The organism is Pseudomonas sp. S3_B11 (assembly GCF_054667715.1).
In genome coordinates this window covers 6,459,347-6,472,101 of record NZ_CP162749.1, presented here as the reverse complement: position 1 = coordinate 6,472,101, position 12,755 = coordinate 6,459,347, and the positions used below count along the sequence as shown (strand labels likewise).

The 12,755-nt window shown below is 60.2% G+C and carries 13 protein-coding genes; 7 read left to right on the top strand and 6 right to left on the bottom strand.

Annotation, left to right across the window (positions count from 1 at the left end):
- Positions 1-45: 45 nt before the first annotated feature.
- The 4 genes from AB4O22_RS29030 to AB4O22_RS29015 all read left to right on the top strand — a co-directional run bounded on the left by AB4O22_RS29030 (position 46) and on the right by AB4O22_RS29015 (position 3,335).
- Entirely contained in the window at positions 46-711 is a 666-nt protein-coding gene (locus AB4O22_RS29030) for a polysaccharide lyase family 7 protein (RefSeq protein ID WP_003206381.1), read from the top strand.
- A gap of 282 nt (positions 712-993) precedes the next feature.
- The gene (locus AB4O22_RS29025; RefSeq protein ID WP_223472164.1) at positions 994-1,665 is read left to right on the top strand and encodes a polysaccharide lyase family 7 protein; all 672 of its coding nucleotides are present in this window, start codon (positions 994-996) and stop codon (positions 1,663-1,665) included.
- Positions 1,666-1,992: 327 nt separating this feature from the next.
- Positions 1,993-2,661, top strand: a complete 669-nt coding sequence (locus AB4O22_RS29020; RefSeq protein WP_223472163.1) for a polysaccharide lyase family 7 protein — start codon at positions 1,993-1,995, stop codon at positions 2,659-2,661.
- A 461-nt stretch (positions 2,662-3,122) separates the two neighbouring features.
- Positions 3,123-3,335 (top strand): fructose-bisphosphate aldolase, encoded by a 213-nt coding sequence (locus tag AB4O22_RS29015; protein WP_460097712.1) that lies wholly within the window; start codon positions 3,123-3,125, stop codon positions 3,333-3,335.
- 537 nt (positions 3,336-3,872) lie between these two features.
- Here the strand turns inward: AB4O22_RS29015 and fba are convergent.
- From fba to tkt, 6 genes are all read right to left on the bottom strand, one after another.
- A complete protein-coding gene (gene fba / locus AB4O22_RS29010; protein ID WP_003177554.1) occupies positions 3,873-4,937 on the bottom strand; it encodes a class II fructose-bisphosphate aldolase in 1,065 nt (354 codons plus the stop codon).
- A 269-nt stretch (positions 4,938-5,206) separates the two neighbouring features.
- A complete protein-coding gene (locus AB4O22_RS29005; RefSeq protein WP_460097710.1) occupies positions 5,207-5,539 on the bottom strand; it encodes an MliC family protein in 333 nt (110 codons plus the stop codon).
- A gap of 56 nt (positions 5,540-5,595) precedes the next feature.
- Entirely contained in the window at positions 5,596-5,820 is a 225-nt protein-coding gene (locus AB4O22_RS29000; protein ID WP_460097709.1) for a hypothetical protein, read from the bottom strand.
- Between the two features lie 31 nt (positions 5,821-5,851).
- Positions 5,852-7,015: a phosphoglycerate kinase gene (locus AB4O22_RS28995; RefSeq protein ID WP_003206391.1), complete on the bottom strand. Its 1,164-nt coding sequence runs from the start codon at positions 7,013-7,015 to the stop codon at positions 5,852-5,854.
- Positions 7,016-7,039: 24 nt separating this feature from the next.
- On the bottom strand, positions 7,040-8,095 hold the full coding sequence (gene epd / locus AB4O22_RS28990) for an erythrose-4-phosphate dehydrogenase (RefSeq protein ID WP_013694439.1): 1,056 nt from the start codon (positions 8,093-8,095) through the stop codon (positions 7,040-7,042).
- A gap of 171 nt (positions 8,096-8,266) precedes the next feature.
- Positions 8,267-10,264: a transketolase gene (gene tkt, locus AB4O22_RS28985; protein ID WP_013694441.1), complete on the bottom strand. Its 1,998-nt coding sequence runs from the start codon at positions 10,262-10,264 to the stop codon at positions 8,267-8,269.
- Between the two features lie 40 nt (positions 10,265-10,304).
- Here tkt and AB4O22_RS28980 point away from each other — a divergent pair, with 40 nt between their 5' ends.
- Genes AB4O22_RS28980 through metK form a run of 3 tightly spaced genes read left to right on the top strand, consistent with a single transcriptional unit; the run spans position 10,305 to position 12,743 of the window.
- The gene (locus tag AB4O22_RS28980) at positions 10,305-10,526 is read left to right on the top strand and encodes a hypothetical protein (protein WP_460097707.1); all 222 of its coding nucleotides are present in this window, start codon (positions 10,305-10,307) and stop codon (positions 10,524-10,526) included.
- Positions 10,527-10,537: 11 nt separating this feature from the next.
- On the top strand, positions 10,538-11,533 hold the full coding sequence (locus AB4O22_RS28975; RefSeq protein ID WP_014340627.1) for an ArsR/SmtB family transcription factor: 996 nt from the start codon (positions 10,538-10,540) through the stop codon (positions 11,531-11,533).
- Between the two features lie 19 nt (positions 11,534-11,552).
- Positions 11,553-12,743, top strand: a complete 1,191-nt coding sequence (metK, locus tag AB4O22_RS28970) for a methionine adenosyltransferase (RefSeq protein WP_013694443.1) — start codon at positions 11,553-11,555, stop codon at positions 12,741-12,743.
- The last annotated feature ends 12 nt before the right edge of the window (positions 12,744-12,755 follow it).

Sequence of the window (12,755 nt, the reverse complement as noted above, 5' to 3'; positions counted from 1 at the left end):
CTTTGTGGTGTGCAGCTTTTTCATCGAGTGACATAGGATCCCACCATGATCGATCTCTCAACCTGGAACCTGAGCATCCCCGAAGGCAGCCCTCCGGCCACCATCGAAACGTCTCAACTCGTGCAGGGGTTCCAGGACCAGTATTTCCACTCCGATTCCGGCACGGTTTTTTTCTGGGCACCGGTGACCGGCGCCACGACCACTAATGCTATTTATCCGCGCAGTGAACTTCGTGAAACCTATAGCAACGGCACCTTGCGCAATTGGCTGTACCCGGCGGCGGACAACAAGCTGGCAGCCACCCTGGCCGTCAGCCAGGTGCCCAGCACCGGCAAGGTCGTGATTGGTCAGATCCATGCCAAGGACAGCACCAGCCCCATGGTGAAGTTGGAATACCAATATAAAACCTACAGTTCCACCGGCAACATTGTCGCCAAGGTGCGCATGCGCCCGGACGACGAAACAGGCCAGGTCATCACCATCGCCACGGGCATCAAACTGAATCAATCCTTCTCTTACCTGATCCATCTCAGCCCCGCCGGCGTCCTGACCATCAATGGCGCGGGTTACCAGTGGAGCTCCCCCATCAGCTCCACTTGGAGCGACAAGCCGCTGTACTTCAAGGCGGGCGTGTACGTGCAGGACAACACCGGTTATCCCACCGAAGGCGGAACCGTGACGTTCAGCTTGCTGGATATCGATCACATCTAGGTGCTTTGCGTGACGCCAGGGCAGCAACGGAATGCCGCCCGCCCAACGCGACACTATCGATGCGCCATAGTTCATGTCTAGCTCGAAACTACCGACTAACGGTCATCCATCCAGGCATAGATGCTGCAATTGACATGTTTGACGAACAATTGACGTCAAACATCCGCCGGATGGTTACTCAAAAAGACCCCTTCCTGCGTGATCAACCCATTCCAAATGCTCGGAGTAGAGCCTCCCGCTTTGGTACTCAGCACTTTTACGCCCGTTACGCAGGATCCGACCATGATCGATCTCAACACTTGGAACTTGAGCATTCCCGAAGGCAGCCCCGCCACCACCATCGAAACGCCTCGGCTGGCCCAAGGGTTCAAGGATGAATATTTCCACTCCGACACCGGCACGCTGTTCTTCTGGGCGCCGGTGACCGGCACCAAGACTGCAAACGCGATCTACCCACGCAGCGAACTGCGCGAAACCTACAGCGACGGTACCCTGCGCAACTGGTTGTACCCGGCGGCGGACAACACCCTGCGTGCCGCCGTCAGCGTCAACCAGGTGCCCAGCTCCGGCAAGATCGTGATCGGTCAGATCCACACCAAAGACAGCACCAGCCCCATGGTGAAACTGGAGTACCAGTACAAAACCTATAGCTCCACCGGCAACATCGTCGCCAAGGTGCGCTTGCGCCCCGACGACGAAACCGGTCAAGTCATCACCATCGCCACCGGCGTGAAGCTCAACCAGAGCTTTACCTACATGATCCACCTCAGCCCGAAGGGCGCACTGGGCATCAGTGCGGCAGGCTACAACTGGAGAACCACTGTCGACGCTACCTGGAAGGTCAAACCGCTGTATTTCAAAGCGGGCGTCTACGTTCAGGACAACACCGGCTACACCACCGAAGGCGGCAAAGTGACGTTCAGCCTGCTAGAAATCAAACACGCCACCCTTTGAGCACTCCCCCGCCCGTATTAGCAGCATGGAACGCTGCTATCGACCCACCTTCGAAGCACCCATTCAGGGTGTTTTTTTGTCCGCGCATGGCGAAAGAGTCAAATAGCCATCGCACAAGGTTCCGAAAAAATCGGAATAGTCGACCAACGGTCGTTTGTCTCGGGCACAAAAGCGACAAACGCAACTCTGACGGACTGTTGACGCCAACCCTCCGCCAGACGAACGTGCCAAACATTCGCCTGCCCCCCTTCTGGCCTCAGCAAAAGCGCGTCTTAGAGCCTCCGGCTGTGGCGTAAATCATTTCTTCTTCTCAGAAAGGATCCGAACATGGTCGATCTTGCAACCTGGAACCTGAGCATCCCCGAAGGCAGTCCGCCGAAAACCATCGAAACCCCTCGGCTAGTGGATGGGTTCCAGGACAAATATTTCAACTCCGAAGGCAGCACGGTGTATTTCTGGTCACCGGTGACCGGCACCAAGACTGAAAACGCGATCTACCCGCGCAGCGAATTGCGTGAGACCTACAAAGACGGCACCTTGCGCAACTGGCTGTACCCCGATGCCGACAACCAATTGCGTGCAAACCTGGTCGTCAGCCAGGTGCCCAGTAGCGGCAAGATCGTGATCGGTCAGATTCATGCCAAGGACAGCAGCAAACCCTTGGTGAAGCTGGAATACCAATACAAGGATGCCACCAGCACCGGGGACATCGTCGCCAAGGTGCGCATGCGCCCCGATGACGATGAAGGCCGGGTCATCACCGTCGCCTCCGGCGTGAAACTCAATCAGTCCTTCAGTTACCGGATCCACCTTGACCGTACCGGCGACCTGGGCATTACTGCGGCGGGTCGTAGCTGGTACACCACCATCAGCTCCACTTGGCGGGTCAAGCCGTTGTACTTCAAGGCTGGGGTGTACGTGCAGGACAACACTGGCTACACCAGTGAAGGCGGGAAAGTGACGTTCAGCGTGCTGGATATCGATCACAACACCTGAAATTTCACTTCCGATAATCTCGTAGGAAACCCCCTCTTGTGGCGAGGGGGATTTATCCCCGTTGGGCGTGAAGCAGCCCCCCTCTTTCCGTCAGCCCCACCGCATGTGCCGACTTTACGGCGGCTGCGCCCCCGAGCGGGAGCAAGCTCCCTCGCCACAGGGGGTTGTGGGCGTCCTACAGGTCGATTTTGGCTTCGAAAATCTCCTCTATAGTTCGGCTTGTCTGCTGGCTTTGGTCAGTGGGCAAGGGTTTCGCAGCCCGACAGAGAACAATGACTTTGCACCGCAAAATGAAAACTCAGGCAAAATTGCCGACATTCATTTTATGGCCGTTGCGCGTGGGAGGCCTTTGGGTCTGCCGGGTTTGGTCATTCTCGGTCTGCGAACCCGCGCGTAGCTGCCACCCACTTTGTTTCGCAGCAAAAAAGGTGGCAATTCTTTTTCTATAGGGAATTTCATCTATGACCACGCATCAATCGATTAACCGCTTCACGCCCTTGACCCCGATCGCCACCACACAACCTGTGCTGTTCATTGACAAGACTGCCCCGCTAACAGAGCTTCACGCCTGCGCCACCCTGCGCGATTCGGCCGCCAGCGACTTCAATACCCTCACCAATGTTGCTCGGATCCTGGTTCAGGATGTCACCGACGTGTTCGGCATCATTGAATAGCGTGGGCTCGAAGACCAAGCCCTCCCGGTGGGAGATGATCCCCTGTGGGAGCGAGCTTGCTCGCGATAGCGATCGATCAGCTTGCATCAGCGCTGGATGTGCCACCGTCTTCGCGAGCAAGCTTTGCTCCCACAGGTCCTGCTCCCACAGATCTGACGGGAGTACGACCGGGAGAGTCAGGTCGGCTATAAGGCCGCCTCGCGGTGGACGTTGATCTCGGCGCCCCGTTAACCACGATGGCTGAACGCAGGCATTGTGGAGTGGGCACCTCGGCATGGATGCCGAGGTAGCCGCGCTGGGCCATGGATGGCCCTTCGCGGCGGGCCCACGGAGCAATGCCTTCGTTCAGGCATGCCGAGCCCTAGCGAGGCACCGAGTGGTGGGGCAGGAGCGTTTTGCTTACTTTTGCGCTCTTCAAAAGTGAGCCGCCGTAAGGGCGGAACCATAAGCCGCCGTCACCCAAAAAAACGGATACACACACAAACCCCACTCATAAAAAAACCCGCATCACTGCGGGTTTCTCAAAACGCTAAAACATCAATTAACCTTAGCGTTCAACTCACCTTTCAGATACCGCTGATACATAGCCTCCAGAGAGATCGGCTTGATCTTGGAAGCATTACCCGCAGTACCAAACGCCTCATAACGCGCAATACACACATCACGCATCGCAGTCACGGTCGCACCGAAGAACTTACGCGGATCAAACTCGCTCGGATTGGTCGCCATCAAACGACGCATCGCACCAGTAGAAGCCAGGCGCAGATCGGTATCGATGTTGACCTTGCGCACGCCGTACTTGATACCTTCGACGATTTCTTCAACCGGCACGCCATAGGTCTCTTTGATGTCGCCACCGTACTGGTTGATGATCGCCAGCCACTCTTGTGGAACCGAGGAAGAACCGTGCATCACCAAGTGGGTGTTGGGAATGCGCTTGTGGATTTCCTTGATGCGGTCGATCGCCAGCACGTCGCCGGTTGGCGGCTTGGTGAACTTGTAGGCGCCGTGGCTGGTGCCGATGGCGATGGCCAGGGCGTCGACCTGGGTCTTCTTGACGAAGTCCGCGGCTTCTTCCGGGTCGGTCAGCATCTGGCTGTGGTCCAGCACGCCTTCGGCGCCGATGCCGTCTTCTTCACCGGCCATGCCGGTTTCCAACGAACCCAGGCAACCCAACTCACCTTCCACCGACACGCCGCAGGCGTGGGCCATGGCCACGGTCTGCTGGGTGACGCGTACGTTGTATTCGTAGTCGGTCGGGGTCTTGCCGTCTTCGCCGAGGGAACCGTCCATCATCACCGAGCTGAAGCCCAGCTGGATGGAGCGCTGGCAGACGTCCGGGCTGGTGCCGTGGTCCTGGTGCATGCACACCGGGATGTGCGGGAATTCTTCGATCGCAGCCAGGATCAGGTGACGCAGGAACGGCGCGCCGGCGTATTTGCGGGCACCGGCCGAAGCCTGGACGATCACCGGAGAGTCAGTCTTGTCAGCGGCTTCCATGATGGCGCGCATCTGCTCAAGGTTGTTGACGTTAAAGGCTGGAACGCCGTAGCCGAACTCGGCTGCGTGGTCCAGCATCTGACGCATGCTGATAAGTGCCATTGTGTCTCTCTCCCGGTCGAGGGTCGTTAATCGTGCCAGCCTGCCGGAGCGGCGGCGGCTATTCAAGTCATTGCGGATCGGGGGTCGGCCCGAGCTGCGTGTTCGGTATCGCTAAACCCAGATACTGACGCAATCCCTGTGGGAGCGAGCTTGCTCGCGATGAGGGCGGCACATGCAACATCACTGTCACCTGATACACCGCTATCGCGAGCAAGCTCGCTCCCACATTGGTTCTGTTCCAGCCTCTGGATCCGTGTGGATCAATCTTGTCACTCGGCCTTGCAGCCACGCCCAATCAAATCATTGGTGGCGACCCAATACACCAGGCCTTCCTCACCCTTGACGTGAAACGCCAGCATGTCATCGCTGTACAGTGAACCTTCAGCACCCGGCTCAAGCTTGAGGCGATAAACCTTATCGGCGCCGCCCAGGCGAACATCGACTTCCTTGTGGGCGGTGTCGGTGTAGCGCCAGAGCACTTTGGCCTCGCTGTCACAAGTCCAGGTCGTCCAACCTTCAACAGGTTCGGACGTGTGCAAAAAGTCCAACTGTGCACAACCGCCCAGCAATACCAACGCCACGACGGCGATCAAGCCTTTCATCCGTGTTCCTCGACTGACGGCACACGCCGCCAGCCATGAGTTAAGAGTCAGACCCGTCAAGGACAGCCATGTTCCTTGGTCGGGGTTTGCGTCTCGTATTTTTCCAGGCCGTCCGGTCCGGAACGCTTGTTCAGCACCGGGTTGGTCTCGGCCTGCCAGTCGGCCTGATAACAGCCGTCTTCAGGAGCCGGCGTGCCGGGTTGCGGGGCCGGAGCCTGCGGGCTGCTTGAGCAAGCCACCAGCATCGTCGCCGCCAACAGCAACGGGATCGTCTTGACCATCAGAACACTCCTTTGCCTGGTCAATGCAGCTTCAGGCCTTGGCCCGGCTTTCCAGGACTTCCACGGCAGGCAACACCTTGCCTTCGACGAACTCGAGGAATGCGCCGCCACCGGTAGAAATGTAGGATATCTGCTCGGCCACGCCATACTTGTCGATCGCGGCCAGGGTGTCGCCACCACCGGCGATGGAGAACGCAGCGCTGTCGGCGATGGCCTGGGCCAGTACCTTGGTGCCGTTGCCGAACTGGTCGAACTCGAACACGCCGACCGGGCCATTCCACAGTATGGTCTTGGAAGATTTCAGCAGTTCGGCGAAGTTGGCTGCGGTTTGCGGGCCGATGTCGAGGATCATGTCGTCCTCGGCTACGTCATCGATCAGCTTGACGGTGGCGGTGGCGCTTTCAGCGAACTCCTTGGCCACGACCACGTCCACCGGCAACGGTACGCTGACCTTGGCGGCGATTTCCCGGGCGGTGTCCAGCAGATCCGGTTCGTACAGGGATTTGCCGACCGGGTGACCCGCAGCGGCGAGGAACGTGTTGGCGATGCCGCCACCGACGATCAACTGGTTGCAGACCTGGCTCAGGCTGTTGAGCACGTCCAGCTTGGTGGAGACCTTGGAGCCGGCGACGATGGCAGCCATCGGCTGGGCCGGGGAGCCCAGGGCCTTGCCCAGTGCGTCCAGCTCGGCAGCCAGCAACGGGCCTGCGGCAGCGACTTTGGCGAACTTCGCCACGCCATGGGTCGAACCCTCGGCGCGGTGGGCGGTGCCGAAAGCGTCCATCACGAACACGTCGCACAGGGCGGCGTATTGCTGGGCCAGTTCGTCAGCGTTCTTTTTCTCGCCCTTGTTGAAGCGCACGTTTTCGAACAGCACGACATCGCCGGCCTTCACGTCCACGCCGCCCAGGTAATCAGCGACCAATGGCACTTCGCGCCCCAGGGCACGGCTCAGGTAATCGGCCACAGGCTTGAGGCTGTTTTCCGCCGAGAACTCGCCTTCGGTCGGACGGCCCAGGTGGGAGCAGACCATCACGGCCGCACCTTTTTCCAGGGCCAGCTTGATGGTCGGCAGCGAAGCCAGGATACGCGCGTCGCTGGTGACAACACCGTCCTTGACGGGGACGTTGAGGTCTTCGCGGATCAGTACGCGCTTACCTTGCAGATCGAGGTCGGACATCTTCAACACGGTCATGGGTCGCAATTCCTGGGTAACTGTTTAGAGAGCAGGTTTTTTAGAAGCGGTTTGCAGGTAATGCTCGGCAACGTCCAGCATTCGGTTGGCAAACCCCCATTCGTTGTCGAACCAGGCCAGGATATTCACAAGCCGCGGCCCGGAAACACGGGTCTGGCTGGCATCGACGATGGCCGAATGTGGGTCATGGTTAAAATCACAACTGGCATGAGGCAACTCGGTGTAGGCCAGAAGGCCTTTGAGCGGACCGCTGGTGGCGGCTTCGCGCAGGATCCGGTTGACCTCGGTGGCGTCGGTATCGCTCACGGTCTGCATCGTAATGTCGAGGCAGGACACGTTGACCGTCGGCACCCGCACGGCTTTGGCCTGAATTCGCCCCGCAAGTTCCGGCAACAGCCGTTCGATGCCGCGCGCCAGACCAGTGGACACCGGAATCACCGATTGGAACGCCGAACGGGTGCGGCGCAAGTCCTCATGATGGTAGGCGTCGATCACCGGCTGGTCGTTCATCGCCGAGTGAATGGTGGTGATCGACACATATTCCAGGCCAATGGCTTGGTCCAGCAGGCGCAACAGCGGCACGCCGCAGTTGGTGGTGCAGGACGCGTTGGACACCAGCAGCTCTTCGCCGGTCAGGCAATCCTGGTTCACGCCATAGACGATAGTGGCGTCCACGTCCACTTCACTGGCCATTGGCTGGGAGAACAGCACCCTTGGCGCGCCGGCAGCGAGAAAACGCTGGCCGTCTTCGCGGGTGTGGTAGGCGCCGGAGCATTCGAGCACCAGGTCGACGTCCAAGGACGCCCAGTCGATGCCTTCGGGGGTGGCACTGCGCAGGACCTTCACGCAGTCGCCATTGATATGCAGACAATCGCCCTCGACCCGCACTTCGCCGGGGAACCGGCCGTGGGTGGAGTCAAAGCGTGTCAGGTATTCGATGCTGGCCATGTCGGCCAGATCATTGATCGCCACAATTTCGAAACCGGCCTTGGCCCCTCGCTCGAACAACGCACGCAAGACGCAACGACCTATCCGGCCGTAGCCGTTGAGTGCAACTTTGTAGGGACGCGGTTGGGGCATGGGGGGTTCTCTGACCAGAGTGAATCCATGGAGTACAGCGCTGAATGTTCCGCAGTCATCGCGGGCAAGCCTTGCTCCCACAGACTGGCACTTTCCCAGTGGGGGTATGCACATCCTGTGGGAGCAAGGCTTGCCCGCGATAGCGTCAGAACAGGCAATACATGCCTGGACTTAGTCTTCCAGCAGCTCTTCAGCCTGACCCAGGATGTTTTCCAGGGTGAAGCCGAATTCCTCGAACAGCGCCGGCGCAGGTGCCGATTCGCCGTAGGTGGTCATGCCGATCACGCGGCCTTCCAGGCCCACGTACTTGTACCAGTAATCAGCGTGAGCAGCCTCGATGGCGATCCGCGCACTGACCTGCAGCGGCAACACCGCTTGCTTGTAGCCAGCATCCTGGGCGTCGAACACGCTGGTGCAAGGCATGGACACTACGCGTACGTTGCGGCCCTGCTCGGTCAGCTTGTCGTAGGCCTGGACGGCCAGGCCGACTTCGGAACCGGTGGCGATCAGGATCAGTTCAGGCTCGCCGATGCAGTCCTTGAGCACGTAGCCGCCGCGAGTGATGTCACCGATCTGGTCGGCATCGCGGTTCTGGTGCTGCAGGTTCTGGCGGGAGAAGATCAGCGCCGACGGGCCGTCGTTACGCTCGATCGCGTATTTCCACGCCACTGCCGATTCCACGGCATCGCATGGACGCCAGGTGTCCAGGTTCGGCGTGCAACGCAGGCTCGCCAGTTGCTCGATCGGCTGGTGAGTCGGGCCGTCTTCGCCCAGGCCGATGGAGTCGTGGGTGAACACATACAGGATGCGTTTTTTCATGAGCGCCGACATGCGCACGGCATTGCGGGCGTATTCCATGAACATCAGGAAGGTCGCGCCGTAAGGCACCAGGCCGCCATGCAGGGCCACGCCGTTCATGATCGCGCTCATGCCGAACTCGCGAACGCCGTAGTACATGTAGTTGCCGCTGGCGTCTTCAGCGCTGACACCTTTGCAGCCTTTCCACAGGGTCAGGTTGGAACCGGCCAGGTCGGCCGAACCGCCCAGCAGTTCCGGCAGCAACGGGCCGAAGGCGTTCAGGGTGTTCTGGCTGGCCTTGCGGCTGGCGATGGTTTCGCCCTTGGCGGCGACTTCTGCGATGTACGCCGAGGCTTTTTCGGCGAAGTCAGCCGGCAGCTCGCCGCTGAGACGACGCACCAGCTCGTTTGCCAGCTCAGGGAATTCGGCGGAATACGCGGCGAAACGCTGGTCCCATTCGGCTTCAAGCGCGCGGCCTTTTTCCTTGGCATCCCACTCGGCGTAAATGTCGGCCGGGATTTCGAACGGGCCATGGTTCCACTTCAACGCGGCGCGGGTCAGGGCGATTTCCTCGGCACCCAGTGGCGCGCCGTGGCAGTCTTCCTTGCCTTGCTTGTTCGGCGAGCCGAAACCGATGGTGGTCTTGCAGCAGATCAGGGTCGGCTGCGCGCTTTTGCGGGCAGTCTCGATGGCGGTCTTGATCTCTTCCGGATCGTGGCCGTCGACGTTGCGGATCACCAGCCAGTTATAGGCTTCGAAGCGCTTGGGGGTGTCGTCGGTGAACCAGCCTTCGACTTCGCCATCGATGGAGATGCCGTTGTCGTCATAGAAAGCGATCAGCTTGTCCAGGCCCAGGGTGCCGGCCAAGGAGGCGACTTCATGGGAAATGCCTTCCATCATGCAGCCATCACCCAGGAATACGTAGGTGTGGTGATCGACGACGTTATGGCCGGGGCGGTTGAATTGCGCGGCCAGGACTTTTTCCGCCAGGGCAAAACCCACGGCGTTGGCCAGGCCTTGGCCCAATGGACCGGTGGTCGTTTCCACGCCTGGGGTGTAGCCGTATTCCGGGTGGCCCGGGGTGCGGCTGTGCAGTTGGCGGAAGTTTTTCAGGTCATCGATCGACAGGTCGTAGCCGGTCAGGTGCAGCAGCGAGTAGATCAACATCGAGCCGTGACCGTTGGACAGTACGAAACGGTCACGGTCGGCGAAGGCTGGGTTGCTCGGGCTGTGCTTGAGGTAGTCGCGCCAAAGCACCTCGGCGATATCCGCCATACCCATGGGGGCACCGGGATGGCCGCTGTTGGCTTTCTGCACGGCATCCATGCTGAGGGCACGAATGGCATTGGCACGCTCACGACGGCTGGGCATCGCTGTTCTCCTGCGGGTATTGAATCGAGAATGAATAAAAATGGAACTGAAAAAAGGCGAGCATTTTCCCTCACCCACCCACCCCGGGGCAATGACAGATAGTCATCCTCGGGCGTTTTTCCGGTGGATAAAGTCGCATTCGCCTGGTGAAACCTTTCCGCTGATGGCTTGTAGAGTCAAGCACAGGTTGGGAAGTGCCATTTATCAACCAATATCAAAACTTTTTGATATTGAACTTGCGATGATCGAAACCCCTCACTAGACTGCCGCACTATGAACTTACCTGCGCCTTCCATTCGCCACGACGACTGCGATGAGCTGGCGGCCCTTTGCAAGGCCGGCGGCGATCCGTTGCGGCTCAATGTATTGCGCGCCCTGGCCAACGACTCGTTCGGCGTGCTGGAACTGGCGCAGATCTTCGGCATCGGCCAATCCGGCATGAGCCACCACCTCAAGGTCCTGGCCCAGGCTGACCTGGTGGCGACCCGCCGCGAAGGCAACGCCATTTTCTATCGCCGTGCCCTGCCCCACACCGACCTGTTGGGCGGCAAGCTGCACGCGGCGCTGCTGGACGAAGTGGACGCGCTGAACCTGCCGATCGACGTACAGGCTCGCATCGCCCAGGTACACGGGCAACGGGCCGCCGCCAGCCAGGACTTTTTCGCCCGGGTCGCCGAGAAATTTCGCGCCCAGCAAGACCTGATCGCCGGGCTGCCGCAATACCGCGAAAGCGTCGTGGCGCTGCTCGACAAACTAAGCTTCGAAGCCACGGCCACGGCGATCGAAGTCGGCCCCGGTGATGGAGCTTTTCTGCCGGAGCTGGCGCGACGCTTCAGCCAGGTGACGGCGCTGGACAACAGCCCGGCCATGCTCGAACTGGCGCGCCAAGTGTGTGAACGCGAGGCCCTGGCTAACGTCAGCCTGCAACTGGCCGATGCCCTGGATGGCATGAGCCTGCAGGCCGACTGCGTGGTCTTGAACATGGTGCTGCATCATTTCGCCGCGCCGGCCGACGCACTCAGGCACATGGCCGGCCTGCTGCAACCGGGCGGCAGCCTGCTGGTGACGGAGTTATGCAGCCACAACCAGAGCTGGGCCAGGGAGGCCTGCGGCGACCTCTGGCTCGGCTTCGAACAGGACGACCTGGCCCGCTGGGCCACCGCTGCGGGCCTCGTGCCCGGGGAAAGCCTCTATGTAGGCTTACGTAATGGTTTCCAGATCCAGGTTCGCCACTTTCAGCGGCCGACTGGCGACACTCACCAACGGTAACTTGTAGGAAAACATCGAGATGAGCGAATACTCCCTTTTCACCTCCGAGTCCGTGTCTGAAGGGCATCCGGACAAAATCGCCGACCAGATTTCTGATGCGGTGCTGGACGCCATCATTGCTGAAGACAAGTTCGCCCGCGTGGCGTGCGAGACTCTGGTGAAAACGGGCGTGGCGATCATCGCCGGCGAAGTCACCACGTCGGCCTGGGTCGACCTGGAGCAGATCGTCCGGGACGTGATCCTGGGCATTGGCTACAACAGCTCCGACGTCGGCTTCGACGGCGCGACCTGTGGCGTGATGAACATCATCGGCAAGCAGTCCCCCGACATCAACCAAGGCGTTGATCGGGCCAAGCCGGAAGACCAGGGTGCCGGCGACCAAGGCCTGATGTTCGGCTACGCCAGCAACGAAACCGACGTGCTGATGCCGGCCCCGATCACCTTCTCGCACCAGTTGGTTCAACGCCAGGCCGAGGCCCGCAAATCCGGCCTGCTGCCTTGGCTGCGCCCGGACGCCAAGTCCCAGGTGACCTGCCGTTACGAAGGCGGCAAGGTGGTGGGTATCGATGCCGTTGTCCTGTCGACCCAGCACAACCCAGAAGTGTCCTACAAAGACCTGCGCGAAGGCGTGATGGAACTGATCGTCAAGCACGTGCTGCCTGCCGAGCTGCTGTCCAAGGACACCCAGTTTCACATCAACCCGACTGGCCAATTCATCATCGGCGGCCCGGTGGGCGACTGCGGCCTGACCGGTCGCAAGATCATCGTCGACAGCTACGGCGGCATGGCTCGTCACGGCGGCGGCGCGTTCTCCGGCAAGGACCCATCGAAGGTTGACCGTTCGGCGGCCTACGCCGGCCGTTATGTCGCCAAGAACATCGTCGCCGCCGGCCTGGCCGAGCGCTGCGAGATCCAGGTTTCCTACGCCATTGGCGTGGCCCAGCCTACGTCGATCTCGCTGAATACCTTCGGCACCGGCAAGATCGGCGATGACAAGATCATCAACCTGGTCCGTGAAGTGTTCGACCTGCGTCCATACGCCATCACCACCATGCTCGACCTGCTGCACCCGATGTACCAGGACACTGCAGCCTATGGCCACTTCGGTCGTACGCCGCAGACCAAGACCGTGGGTGACGATACCTTCACCACGTTCACCTGGGAAAAAACCGACCGCGCCGACTCCCTGCGCGCCGCTGCCGGCCTGTAATACCGGGGTGTA